Origin of the sequence: Rhizobium sp. NFR07 (assembly GCF_900111905.1) — a bacterium.
Lineage (GTDB): Bacteria > Pseudomonadota > Alphaproteobacteria > Rhizobiales > Rhizobiaceae > Neorhizobium.
In genome coordinates, this window is sequence record NZ_FOKM01000011.1 from 1 (window position 1) to 16,872 (window position 16,872).

Here is a 16,872-nt window from a genome sequence, read left to right on the forward strand (position 1 = left end):
CACTTCGCCGTGGAGAGCCACGCGCTCGCGGATCCATTCACTATGGGCCGAGAGCTTGCTGCCAGGCGGATGGCCTTGCCGGGCGGGGCTAAGAGAACCGGATGAACGGTGCAGGATCATCATGTTGTTGACGAACCGAGGCGAAACGCGGAAATGCCGCGCCGCTTCCCGGTTACTGTTGCCTTCATTCACAAACGCAACGACACGCTCACGCAACTCGATCGGATGCGGCTTGCCCATGGCGCTTCTCCTTCCATGGGCAAAGTGAATCACAGATCACACAAAACGGGAATCCCGAATCCGGTTAGCTGCGACACGCTTTAGAGGCAGTTCGCAAGCCGCACGAATTCCTCGACCGAAAGCGTCTCCGCCCGGCGCTGCGGATCGATCTCGGCCTTGTTCAACAGCAACTCGCCGCCGACGGACTTCAGGCTCTGGCGCAACATCTTGCGGCGCTGGCCGAAAGCGGCGTGGGTGATGCGCTCCAGCTTCCCGACATCGCAGGGCAGGGGATTGGCGCGTGGCGTCAGGTGGACGACGGTGGACGTCACCTTCGGCGGCGGCGTGAAGGCCTGCGGCGGCACGTCGAACACCATATGCGCGTCCGTACGCCAGCCACAGAGCACACCGAGACGGCCGTAGTGATTGTCTTCCTCGTCGGCGACGATGCGCAGCCCGACTTCCTTCTGGAACATCAGCGTCAGGCTTTCCCAGAAGGGTGGCCACTGGCCATCTTCCGGCAGCAGCCAGTTGAGCAGCAGTTGGGTGCCGACATTATAGGGAAGGTTAGCGATGATCTTCACCGGCCCTCCTTCCGCTTTTTCAGCGGCAAGGGTGGCGAAATCGATCTTCAGCGCATCGCCCTCGATGACTTCCAGCCGGCCGGGATAAAAGTCGGAGACTTCGGCGAGCACGGGCAGGGCCCTCGCATCGCGCTCGACGGCGACCACCTTTTTCGCGCCAAGCGCCAGGATCGCACGCGTCAGACCGCCGGGACCCGGGCCGACCTCGAACACGGTCACGCCCTGAAGGCTGCCGGCCGAGCGGGCGATCTTCTGGGTGAGGTTGAGGTCGAAGAGAAAATTCTGCCCGAGCGCCTTCCTGGCATCGAGACCGTGACGCTGAATAACTTCGCGAAGGGGTGGCAGACCGTCGAGCGTCGCCATCAGATGGTTTCGCCGACTGGCTGGTTGTTCTTGGCAAGTTCCGCGGCGAGTTTCAGCGCTTCCACAAGGCTCGTCTCGCGGGCGATCCCCTGGCCGGCAATGCCGAAGGCGGTGCCGTGGTCGGGCGACGTGCGAATGAAAGGGAGGCCGAGCGTGACATTGACGGACGTGTCGAAACCGAGTGCCTTGGCCGGGATCAGAGCCTGGTCGTGGTACATGCAGATCGCGACGTCATACCGGGCGCGGGCCTCGTCATGGAACATCGTGTCGGCGGGCAGGGGGCCGAACACATGCAGTCCCTCCTTGCGCAGTTTGAAGACAGCTGGATGGATGATGTCCTGATCTTCACGCCCGATCGCGCCGTCTTCGCCCGCATGCGGGTTGAGACCGGCAACCGCGATACGCGGTTGCTCCATGCCGAAGCGGGTCTTCAGGTCATGGTGGGCGATGCGGCAGGTCTTGAGAATGAGCTCCTCTGTCAGCGCGCCTGGTATGTCCTTGACCGGGATGTGGATGGTCACCGGAACGGCGCGGAGCTTCGGCCCAGCGAGCATCATCACCGGCAGGAAGGTTTCGCCCTTCGCCTTGGCTGCGAGATCCGCAAGGAATTCCGTATGGCCGGGGAACTTGAAGCCCGCCTGGTAAAGCACGGATTTCGAAATCGGATTGGTGACGACGGCGGAGGCGCGGCCGGCAAAGCAGAGTTCGACCGCAGTCTCGATCGCGGCAATCGTACCCTGGGCGGTTGCCACATGCGGTTCGCCGGGGGCGACTTCGGCGCCGGCGGAAATCGGCAGAACCGGCACCGCGTCGGCGAAGATCGATACCGCAGTTTCGGGCGATGCCTCGCGAACGGGAACGTTCAGATCGAGAAGTGCCGCGCGTGCCTTAAGGACCGCTGGGTCACCGATATAGAGGAAGGGCGGCAGCCCGATCTCGGCGCGGGCCGCCCAGGCGGCCAGCGTGATATCCGGGCCGATGCCGGCGGGATCGCCCTGAGTCAATGCGAGCGGACGATCGAATGCCATGCAAACTCCGGATAGGCTTATTGTCAGCGCAGGTCGATCTGCGCCTTGGCGCGCAGCTCGTCTAGATACTTCTTGCTGTTGGGATCTTCGCCGCTCTTTTCCGCCTTGCCGAGATCCTCGGCACGGAAGACAGCCTCGGCAGCCAAGTCGTCGGAGACCTGACGCTGATCGCAGACGGCGAGGAATTCGACACCGCGCTCGGTCACCAAAGCCCCCGTCGTGCCGTTCTTGGCCTTTTCGATCAGCGGCTTCCAGTTATCCGGCAGGTTCGGCGCCATCACACGGCCGAGATCACGCACGGAGACGTCCATCATGGTCGCAGCAAACTGCTTGGCCTGATCGCAGCCGGGGAACTTCGAGCGGGAGGCTTCCGCCTCAGCCTTGCGCTTGTTGATAATCGCATTGCGCTTGGCGGCCGGAACGACGAAAATGATCTGCTTGAGGAAATATTCCGTCGTGACGGGCTTCTCCTTGCGCTCCATCATGCGGGTGACCAGTTCCTGGCCGGACATGCGGGCGCCGCCGCTGCCATAGCGGGCATTGAGCAGGCGCGGCCAGCTCATCTGAACGGCGATGTAGTTCTTGAAATGCTCCGCGGTGACACCGGCCTGACCAAGCATCTGGGTCAGCTGGTCGGTGCTGATCTTGTTGCTGGCCGCAAAACGGGCAAACGAGCGGTCGACATCCTCGGTGCTGACCGACATCTTGACGCGGGCGATCTCCTGGCGCTTCAGCACCTCGTCGATCAGCTGCTCGCGGGCAATCTTGGTGTCGGATTTCTGTCGCTGCAGACGCAGGAAGGCTGCGCGCCGGGCAACGTCAGCAGTGGTGATCGGCGTGCGGTTGACGACGGCGGCCACGCCGCTCGTCGATTGGGCCGAGCCGACCGCAGGATTGACGACGATCGAAGCCGCCAGGGCGGTGAAGGCGATCGCCAGCCTGCGCGTTCCGGTCACTCCAAACATCGTCTTACTCCCTATGCGCTGCGTCTCTTTGTGCGGCCTCAGGGCCGCCTTTTACTATATGCGAGCCCGCTTGCGCAATCGGTGCGGCAAAACGATGACCGATGGCCCCGCGAGGGCCATCAATTCCCCGTCATTGATCGCGGGTTGTTGCTGATAGCAGACCTATCACTGATAGCGGAAAGTCTGCTCGTCGTCGTAGTCGTTGGTCGAGCCGATATTCACGTCGCCGAGTGTCCTGAAGCTCAACCGGGCGCCGATGCTCCAATCGTTGGCATCGGTGCTCGAATCCGTCTTCTCGGTATAGGCGAGTGTGAAGATCGTGCACTCGTCGGCATAGCTGATGCCGAGACCACGGCGGGTGACTTCGTTATCGTCGAGATCCCAGGTTGCCTTGCCTGCCAGCGACCAGTTCTCATTGATGCGGAAGCTCATCGACTTTTCGAGGATGTTCGTCGAGCTCGGCGAACCGTATTCCGGCTGCGCCGCGACCTTCGTATAGACGAGCTTTCCGCTGACGCGTGGCGTCTTGTAGTCGAAGGCCACGTCAGTGCGGCGCACGTCGAACGTGTCCTTGTCGAACCGGCTATTGGTCGACAGGCTGAAGCCCTGCGGCAGGTCGATCGCAGCCATGGCAACGAAGTCCGACACGTCGTTCTCGAGACCGGAATTGGCGCCGGCATTGACGAGATCGGCGCTCGCGAACGAGTTCTCCCCGGCAATCTGGTAAGACTGGCCGAAGATGCCGCGCAGGCCGACACCATTGGAGAACGAGCCCGTATAGCGGATGCCTACATTGGCGCGCGTACCACCTTCGATACGGTCGTAGCCGGAGAACTTGTCGCGCTCGAACAGGCTGGTCGCGTCGAAGACGAAGCTCTGTGCGTCCTCGTTCGGCAGGCCGCCGGCCATCTGCTCGTCCGGACGCGCGTAGATCTGCGCGATAGGCTCGATGATATGGCTGCTGCTGCCGGCTGTGATCAGGAGCGGATAGCGGGCCTCAAGGCCGGCCGTCGCCATGTAGCGACCGCTCGGATCATCCTCCAGATCGCCGTCATAGAAGCCGGGCGTTCCGGATGAGGTGCTGCGCAGTCCGTCGCCGCGAAGGGCGAGCAACGGGGTCAACTGCAGGCCGCCTTCCGTGGTCAGCGTGCGCTTCCATTCCGCCTCGGCGGTGAAGCGGCTGTAGCTGCCTTCTAGGCCTGGGAAGCGATCGCTCGACCCGGCGAAATAGTCGTCGTCTTCGCGGCGCGAGAGGTTTGTCAGGTTCGCGTTGAACGACAACTGGCCGCCGAAGATCGGCTCCGGTGCGTAATAGCTGTAGTCGAGAACCGGATAGACGATCGGCTGCTGCCGCTCCAGAATGCTGCTCTCGGCGTCGTCCTGGATGTCGAAATAATAGCCACGCAGATCGAAGTAGTTCCGCGTGCCAAGACCGGTCAGGTAGACCTCGTTGGTGAACGTTTCGGAGTCGACATCCTGCAGGCTGTAGGTTCGCGAGAAGTTGTTATCGCTCTGGGCCATGACGTTCCAGCCGAACGTCCAGCGCGGATTGATCTCGAACTTGCCTTCGGAGGCCGCCATCACACGGGTATCGGCTTCGCGGTCCGCGGTGTTCGGATCGAACGAACTCGAATTCTGCTGGCTGATTCCGGCAAAGCGGAACGTGTGCTCGCCGTTGTCGAACCTGTTGCGCACCTCGCCTTCGACGAGTAGCCCCTGGTTGCTGTAGTAGGTCGGGGTGATCGTCGCATCCATGCTCGGCGAGAAGACATGGTAATATGGGACGCTGATGCCGAAGCCGAGATTGTCGCTGGCGCTGAACCGCGGGAACAGCAGGCCGGACTTCCGCTCGACCGTTTCGTCGGGCACCGTGATCGGGAAGGGCAGCTTGCCCAGCGACATGCCGAACAGCTCGAACTGAGCGTTCTCGAGGCGAATCGTATGGGCCTGGCCGTTGCGGATGACGCGCTGGGCCTTGACCTGCCACAACGGCGCCTTGCCCGGTGTCTGCGCGCAGGGCAGACATGCCGTATAGACGGTGTTGTTCAGAACCATCAGGTCGCCGGGCTGCCTTTCGGCGCTCTCTGCGGCCAGACGCGTGTTGTCGGTGGTCTCGACGCGAAGCGCGTTGAGGAAGCCTTCGCCGAAATCATCCGTGACGTCGAGTTCTTCGGCATAGACGCGCGTGCCGCCGGGCTCGATCAGCTCGATATTGCCGACGGCCATGACGCGGCCGCTCTTCTGGTCGTATTCGACCCGCTGGGCGACCATGCGGTAGCGATTGTAATAGATCTGCACGCCACCGCGAGCGGTGACCTGCTGGGCGTCCTGATTATAGACGAGTTCATTGGCGCGCAGGAGCATCTTCGCGTCGTCCGACTGGACGGGCGCGAGTCCCTGGGCCTGAGCGACATCCGTCGTCACGCCGCATACAAACGCAGACACACCTGTCAGCAGGGCGGCGGCAAGCCGTCTGATATTTCTGCGGTTACTGACCGCCACTAGCCGTCCTCCTGATGAAGCAGAATCGTTGCGCCCAACGCCGTCGCGACAATGACTGGTATCCAGACCGCCACGAAGGGAGGAATCGCCCCGCTGCTCCCAAACGCCTTCACAAGCACACTCACGACATAAAGCACGAAGCCTGAAACTATTCCACCCAGAATCATCGACCTGGACTGGGCGAAGCGACTGAATTTTAACGAGACTGTTGCAGCAATGAGAGTCATTGCCACCAGCAGTATCGGAAGCGACAGCAGCGAGTGGAATTGTGTTTCGAGCGCCTTGGTTGAGATGCCGAACGAGCGGCTGATCTCGATTTTCCGGGAAAGATCAAAGAACGCAACGGTTTCCGGCTGTTCAAGGGTTTCCTGGATGTATTCCTGTTTCAGGTTGGTACGGACCTGAGCCGTGGGCTGGCGCACCGGGATTTCGCCCGGCCGATTCTCCAGGACGTCGTTAAGAAGCCAGTAACCATTTTCGAGTTTTGCCTCGCGCGCATCCTGGCGCATGGTCACGTTTCCATCCTTGTCGAAGTGGAAAAGCACCACGTCGATAAGCTCGGTTCCGTTGGCTCGATAGCTCTTGGCGCCGATGATAATGTCCTCGTCGCCGCTGATCTGACGGATCCAGGGCACAAACTTGCTGGCCTTGGCGCGATTGCTTGCCTGGCGCCAGCTGGCCTCCATCGAAATCGATTCGCGCTGTCCCCAGGCAGCTAGCGGATTGATCACCAGCAGGGCCAGCAGACCGAGCAGGAATGCGCCGATGACGAAGGGCGAGACGAACTGCCAGACCGAAATGCCCGCGGCACGGGTGACCACGAGTTCATAACGCCGGTTGAGTGCGATCAGCACGGTCATGCCGATGAACAGGCTGAGCGTCGGGATGGTCTGCTGCAGGATCGATGGCAAACGCAGGGCAGTCATGCCGAAAGCGCCGAAAACGCTGAATTCCGCAAGGCCGGACAGACGGCGGGTCGTCTCGCTGAAGTCGGCGAGAAATATGATCGCACTGACGCCGAGCAGGAACCAGAAGGCCGTCACCATGTAGCGGCGGAAAAAGTAGCGCCAGAGGGTTGAGAAGATCATGCGGCGCCTCCGCTGGATCCCGTCGACGGCGCGAAGCGGCGCTGCAGCAGACGGTTCAGCCGGCCGACACCGTTGGTGAACGCGCGCGGCATGTGCAGCTGGCGATTGGTCGCCAGCATGTAGATTGCGACCGCCGAGGTAGCGACCGGCACGACATAGACGACCGGGACATAGGCGGCGCTGCGTTCCGTCAGGTTGGTGACGGAGAAGCCGGCCCAGCGCAGCGCGAAGGCCAAAACGAGCGCATAGATCATCGGGTGAACGCGGGCCGACCGGTGGGAGCGGGTGTTGCCCGCCACGACGAGCGACACCAGTGCGAAGGCGATCGGGAAAAGCCAGTCGGACAAGCGACGATGCAGTTCCGACCGGAATGCGCCGGGCGACTTCGCATAAACCGGATCGGCCGGGTCCGGGTTCAGCAGGAAGCCGAGGCTGCGATCGGCGGAATAGAGTGGCAGGCCGCCTTCCGACTTCGTCATCGCAGAAAGATCAAAGGCATAGGACGCGAACTTGACGATCGAGATGCGGCCGTCGGGGGATTTGCGATGCACTTCGCCGTCACGCATCGTGAGCGAGGTTCCGCCAGGATCGACCGAGCCTTCCTTGGCATAATAGATGAGGTCGAAATTCGGGTCGCGATAATCGACGACGAACAGGCCCTTGAGCAGCCGACCGGAATGGCGCTCGGAGATCTGCACGTAGAGGCCGTCCTCGATGCTGCGGAACGTCTTTTCCTCGATTACCGAAGAGAGAAGGTCGGCATAGGCGGCGGCGACCATCTGGCGCGCGCCAAGCCGCGATTCGGGCTCGAGAAAATTGGTAACGGCGAAGGAGAACAGGCTGAGCACGATCGATAGCGCGATGACCGGCCGGTAGATGATGCTGCGACCGGCGCCCGCCGCATCGATGACCGGCAGCTCCGAATCGTTGTTCATCGCCGTCAGCGTCTGGGTAATGCCGATGACAAGCGCGAAGGGCAGCACGACGGGTATGATCGTCGGCAGGATGTAACTCGCAAGCAGCATGAACGAGCCCATCGACTGGCCGGTATCCGTGACCAGGTTGATGCGCCCGAGCACCTGGATGGTCCAGATGATGGTGAGCACGGGAACGAGCGTCACCAGAAACATCTGGAAAATCCGGCGCAATATGTAAGTTTCGAGAAGCTTCATTCCCGTCCGACACTTTGCAGCCCAGCCATCCGCGATGGCAGTCGCGCCTATCTAAGCGATCGGGGCGACGTTTTCGACAGATGTCATGTCACAAATATGTTGGCTAGAGGCGTTTTATTTTTTGTTGTGACATTTCAAAAGGTGTCTTGCGACAAGACACGTGGTTGCCGGGCCGGCTAGCAAGGCGTCGGGCTTGCCTTCCTGGCTGAAACCGTGATGATCGCCTGCCTGTTTCTGAAGAAATTCGCTTGGAGTACCGATGTCTGTAGAACTCGCCATTTCCTTTGCCAAATCCGCGCCGCTCAAAAGCGCGCTTGCCATCCAGCTCAAGCTTGCCGGCGACCAGCCGGCTTCGGGTCTCGCAGAGGCGGATCCGCAAGGCATCGGCGCGCGCGCGGCCGGAATTTCCAAATTCACCGGCAAGGCGATGACGACGCTGGACGTGTTGGCGCCGCACGGTTCGGCTGCCGACCGCCTGCTGGTCATCGGTCTCGGCGAGCCCGATGCGCTGGTCGCCTATGACTGGCTGCGGGCGGGCGGAACGGCTGCCGCGGGGCTGAAGTCGATGAACAAGGCCGTCATCTTCCTCGATGTGCCTGGCCTCGATGTTACGCCGCAGCAGGCTGCAGATTTCGCCCTCGGCATGCTGCTCAGGGCCTACAGCTTCGATACCTACAAGTCGGCCAAGAAGAACGACAATGACGACAAGGAACCGAAGGCGGTCAGCGTCACCATCGTCACCGCGGATCATGCCGCGGCCAAGAAGGCCTTTGCCGGTGCCGGTGCGATCGCCGGTGGCGTGAACCTTGCCCGCGACCTCGTCAACCTGCCACCGAACGTGCTCGGCCCCGTCGAGTTCGCCGACAAGGCGAGAGAACTCGAAGCGCTCGGGATCGAGGTCGAGGTTCTGACCGAGAAGGAAATGAAGAAGCTCGGCATGGGTGCGCTTCTCGGCGTCGCCCAGGGTTCCGTTCGCCCGCCGCGGCTGGCGGTCATGCATTGGAAGGGCGGCAAGGCCAAGGACAAGCCGATCGCTTTCGTCGGCAAGGGCGTCGTCTTCGACACCGGCGGCATTTCCATCAAACCGGGCGCCGGCATGGAGGACATGAAGGGCGACATGGGCGGCGCTGCCGCCGTCACCGGCCTCATGCACACGCTGGCTTCCCGCAAGGCCAAGGTCAATGCGATCGGCGTTATCGGCCTGGTCGAGAACATGCCGGACGGCAATGCCCAGCGTCCGGGCGACATCGTCACGTCAATGTCCGGCCAGACGATCGAGATCATCAATACCGACGCCGAAGGGCGTCTGGTGCTGGGCGACGCGCTCTTCTACACCAAGGAGCGCTTCAAGCCGCTGTTCATGATCGACCTCGCGACGCTGACGGGCGCGGTTGTCGTGGCGCTCGGTAATATCCATGCAGGCCTGTTCTCCAACGACGACGCGCTTGCCGGAAGGCTGACCGAGGCTGGCGACGTCACCTCGGAGAGGCTGTGGCGCATGCCGCTCGCCAAGGAATACGACAAGATCATCGACTCGCGCTTCGCCGACATGAAGAACAGCGGCGGCCGCCAGGCCGGCTCGATTACCGCGGCGCAGTTCCTCAAGCGCTTCGTCGGCGAGACGCCATGGGCGCATCTCGACATCGCCGCGACCGCGCTCAACTCGCCGCAGAACGAGATCAACCAGTCCTGGGCATCCGGTTATGGCGTTCGCCTGCTGGACGAGCTCGTCCGGGCGAACTACGAGAGCTGATGACCGAAGTTCTCTTCTACCACCTGACCGAATCGAAGCTCGAGGATGCGCTGCCGGCGCTCCTCGAAAAGAGCGTCGAGCGCGGCTGGAAAGTGGTTGTCCAGACCAGTGACGAGGCCCGCCGCGATCTGCTCGACGGTCATCTCTGGACCTTTCGCGAGGATAGTTTCCTGCCGCACGGCACCGATGGTGCACCTATGGCGGAAGCTCAGCCGGTCCTGCTGACCACGGCCGGAGAGAACGTCAACGACGCCACAGTCCGCTTCATCGTCGACGGCGCCGCACCGCCGCCGCTCGACCCTTACGAACGGGTGGTCTTCATGTTCGACGGCTATGACCAGCAGCAGCTGGAAGGGGCGCGCTCGGAATGGAAGAAGCTCAAAGGCGAAGGCCACACGCTGACCTATTGGCAGCAGTCGCCGGAAGGTCGCTGGGTGAAGAAGGCCTGAGCCGCCTTCACCCAAGATCTTAATCCCGCATGATCGTCTGGCGCAGGAAGCTGTAGCCCATGGCGTGGCGGGCGGCCATTTCGGCGGTGTCGCCGGCGCCGCCGTGGCCGCCTGTCCCATATTCACGGAAATAAGGTGTGTGGCCGGCGTCGATCAGCCGCTTGGCGAAACGGCGGGCATGCGAGGGGTGCACGCGGTCGTCGTTTGTCGAGCTGTCGACATAGATAGGCGGGTAGGTGATCTCGCTGTCGGGTTTCACCTGATGTAGCGGCGAATAGGTCAGCATGTAATTCAGATCTTCGGTGAGGTCCGGATTGCCGTATTCGTCCATCCAGGCCTTGCCGGCAGGGAAGAGGTGAAAGCGCGACATGTCGATGACGGGCACTGACGTCCAGACGGCGCCGAAATCATTGGGGTAGCGCGTTGCCATGACGGCTGTGAGAAGGCCGCCATTGCTGCCGCCATTGCAGGCGATACATTCCGGTTTCGTGTAGCCGCGCGCGACGAGATCGCGGGCGACCGCAACGAAATCCTCGAATGCCTTGTGGCGGCCCTTGCCCTTGGCGACGGTGTGCCAGTCGGGACCGAGTTCGCCGCCGCCGCGGATATAGGCCTGGACGAAGCCGCCGCCCTGACCGAGCCACAAGCCGTATGCGCCGGAATAGACAGGCGACAGCGGCACCCCAAAGCCGCCATAGGCATACATCAGCACCGGCAGCTCGCCCTCGGTCCAGGTCTTCGGCAGGACGATATGGTAGGGCACTTTCGTGCCGTCTTCCGACGTGGCTTCGAGCAGTTCCGAATGCATTCCTTCGGCATCGAAATAGGCCGGCGAAGTGCCGATCGGCACCAGTTCATGCGTATCGCCGTGGTCGGTCAGATCGAGGCGGTAGGCGGTCGCGGGGAGCAGAAAACCCTGGCCGACGACGGTCAGGACTTCCTCGCCGAGCGTCAGGTCCGCGTCGAACAGGCGGAAGCTGACCGTCTGCAGGTCTTCGGGCAGAGGCATTTCCACTGGCGCCGGGTCCGGCTTGGTCAGGTCGACGAGGTAAAGCTTCGGCACCATCCGGTCGCTGACGATGAATACGGCCCAGCTCTTCAGCAGCGTGAACTGCGACACCGACTGGCCGGGGTTGGGAGAGAACAGCACACGGGCGTTGGTCAGCGGTTCGGCGCCGAAAGGGTGGAAATCCTGCAGGATGAGCGTGCCGACCGGATAGCGCTCGTCGCTCTTGGCGCGCCAGATGGCATGCGTATGGTTGAGATCGCTGTCGGCTTCCCTCGGCAGGTCCAGCCGGCGGAGGCTGCCATCCGCACCTTTGACATGCAGGCTGCTCTTGCCGATCTCGTGGCCGGAGGTGAAAATCTCGATCTTGCCGTCGTCCGGCTTGCCGCCCCAGTAGAGCGGGTCGATGATGCTCGCAGTGCCGTAGATATCGCTTTTGTCGGCCTCGTAGAGGATCGGCGCGTTCTTCGGATCGACGCCGCGCTTGAGGATGCGGCCGACGCGTGGCCAGCCGGAACGGGTGGCGGAAAACTCGTCGACGGAGCCGAAATAGGCAAGTTCGTCGGGGCCGAGCCATGTGGCATGGGCGCGTGCCGGCGGTGTGTCGAAACCGCCCTCGACGATGGTTTTCGTCTCGGTGTCGAATTCCAGCATGCGCAACTGGTCGGAGCCGCCGTCGGAAAGGATCAGAATGACGCGGGTCGGCTCATAGGGCGATGTGATGGCGCCGTTATAGATCCAGCGCTTGCCTTCCTGCCGACAGAATTCATCGAAATCAAAGACCGTTTCCCAGGCCGCATCGTGCCGTGGCGCCTGATCGGCGGCAAACCGACGCCAGAGACCGAGGGGATTGTCCTTCGAACGGTGGAAGTCGAACAGCCACTTGCCGCGACGGGTCGGGATGATCAGCCGGTCCTCGCGCTCTATCATTGCCTTGAGCGCATCGCGATCCTTCTCGAATTCCGGTGTCCTGAACTGCCGGTCCGACCTGTCGTTCTGCTCGGTCACGAAGGCGATCGTGTTGGGATCGTTGTCGGTTTCGAGAAACAGGTTCATCGCGGTCTCCTCATGTCTTGGCTGCTTCTACCTAGGCATGGGAGAGGATGGTGGCAACCGACCCGATGGCGATTATGTCCTTTGTCATGCTTCGGCCCGTCCCGAGCATCCGCAACGTCTCATTTGCTGCAACCTGGATAGATCCTTGGGACATGCCCGAGGATGACGATGGCGCTTGAGGCTATCCCGCCATCGCCTCTTCGTATTCCGCCGAGAGCAACAGCCATTCCTCTTCGGCGGCCGAAAGTTTTCCGGCGGCCTCGCCCCGTTCCTTGGCTTTCTGTGCCGCCTTGGCGGGTGCCTTTTCATAAAGCACCGGGTCTGCAAGCTCTTTATCAAGACCCTGAATCAGCTTCTCAAGCTTGCCGGTCAAGGATTCGATTTCGTTGATCTTTTTCTTCAGCGGGGCGAGCGATGCGCGCTTTTCGGCATTTGCCTTGCGCTGATCGGCCTTCGATGCCGTTTCGTCGGTCGCTTGTGCCTTGTCGTCCTTCTTGCGGCCCGATGCGATGATCAGGTCGCGATATTCTTCGAGGTCGCCATCGAAGGGTTTCACCGTGCCGTCACTGACCAGCCAGAGACGGTCGACGGTCGCCTCGATCAGGTGGCGGTCGTGCGAGATCAGGATGACGGCGCCGTCATAGTCGTTCAGCGCCTCGATCAGAGCCCGGCGGCTGTCTATGTCGAGATGGTTGGTCGGCTCGTCGAGGATCAGCAGATTCGGGGCATGGAATGCGGCGAGCCCCATCAGCAGGCGGGCCTTCTCGCCACCGGACAAGTCCTTGGCGGCGGTCGCCATCTTTTCGGTCGCCAGACCCATCTGCGCGACGCGGGCCCGTACCTTCGCTTCCGGCGCATCCGGCATGAGCCGGCGGACGTGGTCGACGGGGGATTCGTTCGGGATCAGGTCGTCCAGCTGGTGCTGGGCGAAGAAGCCGATCGAGAGAGACGACGCGAGCTTCATCTCGCCGCCATCAAGCCCGAGCCGGCCGGAGATCAGCTTGGCGAAGGTCGACTTGCCGTTGCCGTTGGAGCCGAGGAGCGCGATGCGATCGTCATTGTCGATGCGCAGGGTGATGTTCTTCAAGATCTGCTGGCCGGGCGTATACCCGACGCCGCCCTTGTTGATCGCCACGATCGGGGAGGCGGGCTGCTTTTCCGGTGTCGGGAAGGTGATCGGCTGGACGTGATCTTCCACCACGGCCGAAACGGTGCCCATGCGCTCCAGCGCCTTGATACGGCTCTGCGCCTGGCGGGCCTTGGAGGCCTTGTAGCGGAAGCGGTCGATATAGCTCTGGATATGTTTGCGGGCGGCGTCGCTCTTCGCCTTCGCCTTCATCTGCAATTCGTCCGCCTCAGCCTTCTGCCGTTCGAACTGGTCGTAGCCGCCGCGATAGAAGGTGAGCTTCTTCTGGTCGAGATGGACGATCGAATTGACCGCGTTGTTCAGCATGTCGCGGTCGTGGCTGATGACGATGACGGTATGCGGATAGCGCCGCACATAGTCTTCCAGCCACATCGTGCCTTCGAGATCGAGATAGTTGGTCGGCTCGTCGAGCAGCAGCAGGTCGGGCTCGGCGAAAAGAACCGCCGCGAGCGCCACGCGCATGCGCCAGCCGCCGGAAAAGGACGAGGCGGGACGTAGCTGAGCTTCGGCATTGAAGCCGAGGCCGGCAAGGATGCTGGCCGCGCGCGCCTCGGCCGAATGGGCGTCGATATCGACGAGGCGCATCTGGATTTCGGCGATGCGGTTCGGATCGGTCGCCGTCTCGGCTTCGGCCAGAAGTGCCGTGCGCTCCTTGTCGGCTGCCATGACGATGGTGATCAGCGAATCTTCCGTGCCCGGCGCTTCCTGAGCCACCTGGCCGATGCGCGCCTGCTTCGGGATCGATACCGAGCCGCTTTCAGCCGCGAGGTCGCCGGTGATCACCCGGAACAGCGTTGACTTGCCGGCGCCGTTGCGGCCGACAAGGCCAGCCTTCGTGCCCGCCGGAAGCGTCACGCTGGCATGGTCGAGGAGGAGACGTCCGGCAATGCGGGCGGAAAGGTCGGTAATCGTGATCATGGCGGCGGTTTTGGCCGAAACGCAACGCCAAGGCAAGAGATCGCGTCTTCAGACAGATGCTAAAGACGCGCTTCTTTCGCTATGATTTCAACGGCTGCCCGTGGATGACGACGCGTGTGCGTGGATTGGCCTTGGCAGTATCCGAAGCGGCGACCGCTTGCAGCCGCAACTGGTGGGGTGAAAACGCATCCGCCTTCATCGCCGCACCGATCATCAGGCTGATGCTATTGGAGCCGTCCGAGGCGGCGAAAACCAGGTTGTCGGCGATGGCGCCCGCAAGCCGATCGGCGATCGGCTTGATGCTTTCACGGGTGACGTCCCGGAACAGAAAGGCGAATTCGCCCTTGCCGATGCGGGCGACGAAATCGTTCTTCTTGATCGTCTTGCGAAAGACGGCCGCTGCCTTCTTGACGATACGCTGGGCCGTCGCCTCGCCGAACTTGTCGGCGAGTTCGGCAATATCGGAGACGGCGACGAGCAGCAGCGCCGTGTCGTGGTGACCCTCGGTCGAATAGAGTCCTTCAAGTTCCTCCACGAAGGCGGCATGGTTCGGCAGGCCGGTCATCCGGTCGCGCAGCATAACGGCGCGGGTGGCGGACGTATCGCGTTCGGCTTCCAGAAGCTGGTTGGCACCGGTGAGGAGAGCTGCTTCCAGCTCCGTTTCGGCCACCACCGCGTCGGACAGGGAGACGCTCAGATATTCGATTTCGGCGAGGATATCGCGCGGGCCGGCGCCAGTATCTTCCCGCAGGCTGCGCGAGATCGCCTGCAGCACCTTGCTGAAGCCCTTCTTCTGCTCGGCCACCGTCGCCATCTTGTCGCGCAGTCCGGCCAGAAGGCGGATGTCGTGGTCACGGGATTTCGGCAGCGCCGAGGCGACGAAGCTTGGCAATTGGTAGCGGATGCCGATCTCGTCCAGCAGCCCCTGTCGCGGCGCGACGGGCAGGGCCGCAATCTCGCGGGACAGGGAGACATCGACGCCGGCAAGCGCCTCGTAGAAGAGTTCGTAATTGCGCGGCAGCCCGGCAATCTCGAGCCGGGCCATGTGCTGGCTTACCGCCTGCAATGTCTTGTCCTGCTGCTTGCGTACTGGCGTCGTCATTCTCATCCCCTGCGTGTGGGTGTTTTGTCTGAGAGTGATTACGTCAGCACGTTAACATTCGCTGAAATGCAGGCGTTCAGAGGCCAAATGAAGCCTGATTCATGCTACGTAGGGTTAAAGCCCGGTTCAGATCCAGCGTTTGCCCTAGTCGCGCAGGAAACTGATCATGTCGAGCACGACGGATGGCTTGCCGAGCGATGTCAGAATGGTGTGCACCTGCCCGCGGTGATGCGTCTGGTGGTTGAAGACATGCGCGAGCATGCCGGCAAGCGGCTCGGTTACCGGCGTCGGTATTGTCACTGGCGTGTAGCTCACGATCCTGTCGAATGCTTGCGGGGTCAGCGATGCGGTCAGTTCGACGAAGCGCTGGTCCTCCGCGATGCGCGCCTCGCGCAGATCGGCAAGCTTTTCGAACAGGACGACATTCAGTTCTATCGGCGCCGTGCCGACGCCGGTGATCCGCCTCAGCCATATGCGATCGGCGACGAGAAGGTGGTTCAGCGTCCGGTGCGCCGAGCCGAAGAAGGCGCCGCGATCTTCTCTGTATTCATCCTCGGAAAGGCCTGCGCAGGCATCGTAGATGCGCAGATTGGCCCAGTTGTTGTAACCGGCGAGCATCTGGAAATGGCGTTGCATCGGCTTCTCCCTTGGTTGTCCCCTTCGATTACCGTCTACAGCAAGCCGCAATATGCAGGTGTGATGCAATCCATGAAATCTTCTGACTGGATTGCCGCCGCATTCGCCATCATCATACCCGACCGACCGGTTTATCAGGAGAGCTCCCATGACCACCCGTATCCTTTATTCGCTCTGTGGAGCGGACGAGAGCCGGCCTTTCTCGCCCCATTGCTGGAAAGTCGTGCTGGCATTAAAGCACAAGGGGCTGGAATTCGAGGAGAGGCCGACGCCATTTACCCAGATTCCGGATCTCGAGGGTGGTTTTTCCAAGACCGTGCCGATCCTGAGGGATGGCAACGAACTGATCCGCGACAGTTTCGACATCGCGCTCTATCTTGAGGAGCGTTATCCGAACCGGCCGACATTATTCGGCGGCGAGGGCGGCAAGGCGCTCTCCCGCTTTGTCGAGCGATTTTCGCAAAGCATCGTTCATCCCGCGGTCACGGGTATCGCGGTCGCTGATATCCACGACATGCTGGACGAGACGGACCAGATCTATTTCCGCACATCCCGCGAGAAGTTTCTGGGTAAAACGCTCGAGGACATGCGCTCGGGGCGAGAGGCCGCAGTCTCCGCATTTGCGGCAAAGCTGGAGCCGGTACGGCAGACGCTCGCGCATCAGGACTTCGTCGGGGGCGACGGACCGCTGTTTGCCGACTACATCCTGTTCGGCGCGCTGCAGTGGATGCGGATCACGACAGGAGCCAAGGTCTTTGCCCCAGATGACCCCGTCGGCCTGTGGTTCGAGCGCTGCCTCGACCTGCATGACGGCGTCGGTCGAAGTGTGACGGCGGCGTGAAATTGCCCAAACCCCCTTGTTTCCGGCGAAAGGGGCGGGTAGA

Annotated in this window: 13 protein-coding genes and 1 pseudogene; 3 read left to right on the top strand and 11 right to left on the bottom strand. The window is 62.0% G+C overall.

The annotated features are described in order from the left end of the window. From BM216_RS21410 to BM216_RS21440, 7 genes and pseudogenes are all read right to left on the bottom strand, one after another. Positions 1-240 (bottom strand): annotated as a pseudogene (locus BM216_RS21410) (transposase); the annotation flags it as partial. Positions 241-320: 80 nt separating this feature from the next. Continuing rightward, positions 321-1,166, bottom strand: a complete 846-nt coding sequence (rsmA, locus tag BM216_RS21415) for a 16S rRNA (adenine(1518)-N(6)/adenine(1519)-N(6))-dimethyltransferase RsmA (RefSeq protein ID WP_093001258.1) — start codon at positions 1,164-1,166, stop codon at positions 321-323. Further along, positions 1,166-2,194 carry a 4-hydroxythreonine-4-phosphate dehydrogenase PdxA gene (gene pdxA, locus BM216_RS21420; RefSeq protein WP_093001259.1) on the bottom strand — a complete coding sequence of 343 codons (1,029 nt, stop codon included), beginning with the start codon at positions 2,192-2,194 and terminating at the stop codon, positions 1,166-1,168. The genes rsmA and pdxA overlap by 1 nt, the downstream gene beginning before the upstream one ends. 23 nt (positions 2,195-2,217) lie before the next feature. Beyond that, positions 2,218-3,159, bottom strand: a complete 942-nt coding sequence (locus BM216_RS21425; protein WP_093001260.1) for a SurA N-terminal domain-containing protein — start codon at positions 3,157-3,159, stop codon at positions 2,218-2,220. A 165-nt stretch (positions 3,160-3,324) separates the two neighbouring features. Next, complete coding sequence (locus BM216_RS21430) at positions 3,325-5,661, bottom strand: LPS-assembly protein LptD (RefSeq protein ID WP_093001261.1); 2,337 nt, start codon at positions 5,659-5,661, stop codon at positions 3,325-3,327. Then, complete coding sequence (gene lptG, locus BM216_RS21435) at positions 5,661-6,749, bottom strand: LPS export ABC transporter permease LptG (protein ID WP_093001262.1); 1,089 nt, start codon at positions 6,747-6,749, stop codon at positions 5,661-5,663. Before lptG ends, BM216_RS21430 begins: the two co-directional genes overlap by 1 nt. Continuing rightward, positions 6,746-7,921: an LptF/LptG family permease gene (locus tag BM216_RS21440; protein WP_093001263.1), complete on the bottom strand. Its 1,176-nt coding sequence runs from the start codon at positions 7,919-7,921 to the stop codon at positions 6,746-6,748. Before BM216_RS21440 ends, lptG begins: the two co-directional genes overlap by 4 nt. A gap of 259 nt (positions 7,922-8,180) precedes the next feature. On the opposite strand from BM216_RS21440, the gene BM216_RS21445 reads away from it, so the two are divergent. Together BM216_RS21445 and BM216_RS21450 are read left to right on the top strand one after the other, a co-directional pair. Continuing rightward, entirely contained in the window at positions 8,181-9,674 is a 1,494-nt protein-coding gene (locus BM216_RS21445) for a leucyl aminopeptidase (RefSeq protein WP_093001264.1), read from the top strand. Continuing rightward, positions 9,674-10,123: a DNA polymerase III subunit chi gene (locus BM216_RS21450; protein ID WP_093001265.1), complete on the top strand. Its 450-nt coding sequence runs from the start codon at positions 9,674-9,676 to the stop codon at positions 10,121-10,123. The genes BM216_RS21445 and BM216_RS21450 overlap by 1 nt, the downstream gene beginning before the upstream one ends. Before the next feature lie 19 nt (positions 10,124-10,142). On the opposite strand, the gene BM216_RS21455 is transcribed toward BM216_RS21450, so the two are convergent. From BM216_RS21455 to BM216_RS21470, 4 genes are all read right to left on the bottom strand, one after another. After that, positions 10,143-12,185 carry a prolyl oligopeptidase family serine peptidase gene (locus tag BM216_RS21455; protein WP_093001266.1) on the bottom strand — a complete coding sequence of 681 codons (2,043 nt, stop codon included), beginning with the start codon at positions 12,183-12,185 and terminating at the stop codon, positions 10,143-10,145. Between the two features lie 181 nt (positions 12,186-12,366). Continuing rightward, entirely contained in the window at positions 12,367-14,250 is a 1,884-nt protein-coding gene (locus BM216_RS21460) for an ABC-F family ATP-binding cassette domain-containing protein (protein ID WP_093001447.1), read from the bottom strand. 79 nt (positions 14,251-14,329) lie between these two features. Continuing rightward, a complete protein-coding gene (locus BM216_RS21465; RefSeq protein WP_177230863.1) occupies positions 14,330-15,352 on the bottom strand; it encodes a GGDEF domain-containing protein in 1,023 nt (340 codons plus the stop codon). Positions 15,353-15,496: 144 nt separating this feature from the next. Beyond that, on the bottom strand, positions 15,497-15,988 hold the full coding sequence (locus tag BM216_RS21470) for a DinB family protein (RefSeq protein WP_093001268.1): 492 nt from the start codon (positions 15,986-15,988) through the stop codon (positions 15,497-15,499). 148 nt (positions 15,989-16,136) lie between these two features. Here BM216_RS21470 and BM216_RS21475 point away from each other — a divergent pair, with 148 nt between their 5' ends. Beyond that, entirely contained in the window at positions 16,137-16,829 is a 693-nt protein-coding gene (locus BM216_RS21475; RefSeq protein WP_093001269.1) for a glutathione S-transferase family protein, read from the top strand. The last annotated feature ends 43 nt before the right edge of the window (positions 16,830-16,872 follow it).

Excerpts from the sequence above, each read along its gene's own strand:
- BM216_RS21440 (WP_093001263.1), bottom strand. The coding sequence starts at position 7,921 with ATGAAGCTTCTCGAAACTTACATATTGCGCCGGATTTTCCAGATGTTT.
- BM216_RS21450 (WP_093001265.1), top strand. The coding sequence starts at position 9,674 with ATGACCGAAGTTCTCTTCTACCACCTGACCGAATCGAAGCTCGAGGAT.
- BM216_RS21475 (WP_093001269.1), top strand. The coding sequence starts at position 16,137 with ATGACCACCCGTATCCTTTATTCGCTCTGTGGAGCGGACGAGAGCCGG.
- BM216_RS21455 (WP_093001266.1), bottom strand. The coding sequence starts at position 12,185 with ATGAACCTGTTTCTCGAAACCGACAACGATCCCAACACGATCGCCTTC.
- pdxA (WP_093001259.1), bottom strand. The coding sequence starts at position 2,194 with ATGGCATTCGATCGTCCGCTCGCATTGACTCAGGGCGATCCCGCCGGC.
- lptG (WP_093001262.1), bottom strand. The coding sequence starts at position 6,749 with ATGATCTTCTCAACCCTCTGGCGCTACTTTTTCCGCCGCTACATGGTG.
- BM216_RS21470 (WP_093001268.1), bottom strand. The coding sequence starts at position 15,988 with ATGCAACGCCATTTCCAGATGCTCGCCGGTTACAACAACTGGGCCAAT.
- BM216_RS21425 (WP_093001260.1), bottom strand. The coding sequence starts at position 3,159 with ATGTTTGGAGTGACCGGAACGCGCAGGCTGGCGATCGCCTTCACCGCC.
- BM216_RS21460 (WP_093001447.1), bottom strand. The coding sequence starts at position 14,250 with ATGATCACGATTACCGACCTTTCCGCCCGCATTGCCGGACGTCTCCTC.
- rsmA (WP_093001258.1), bottom strand. The coding sequence starts at position 1,166 with ATGGCGACGCTCGACGGTCTGCCACCCCTTCGCGAAGTTATTCAGCGT.
- BM216_RS21445 (WP_093001264.1), top strand. The coding sequence starts at position 8,181 with ATGTCTGTAGAACTCGCCATTTCCTTTGCCAAATCCGCGCCGCTCAAA.
- BM216_RS21465 (WP_177230863.1), bottom strand. The coding sequence starts at position 15,352 with ATGACGACGCCAGTACGCAAGCAGCAGGACAAGACATTGCAGGCGGTA.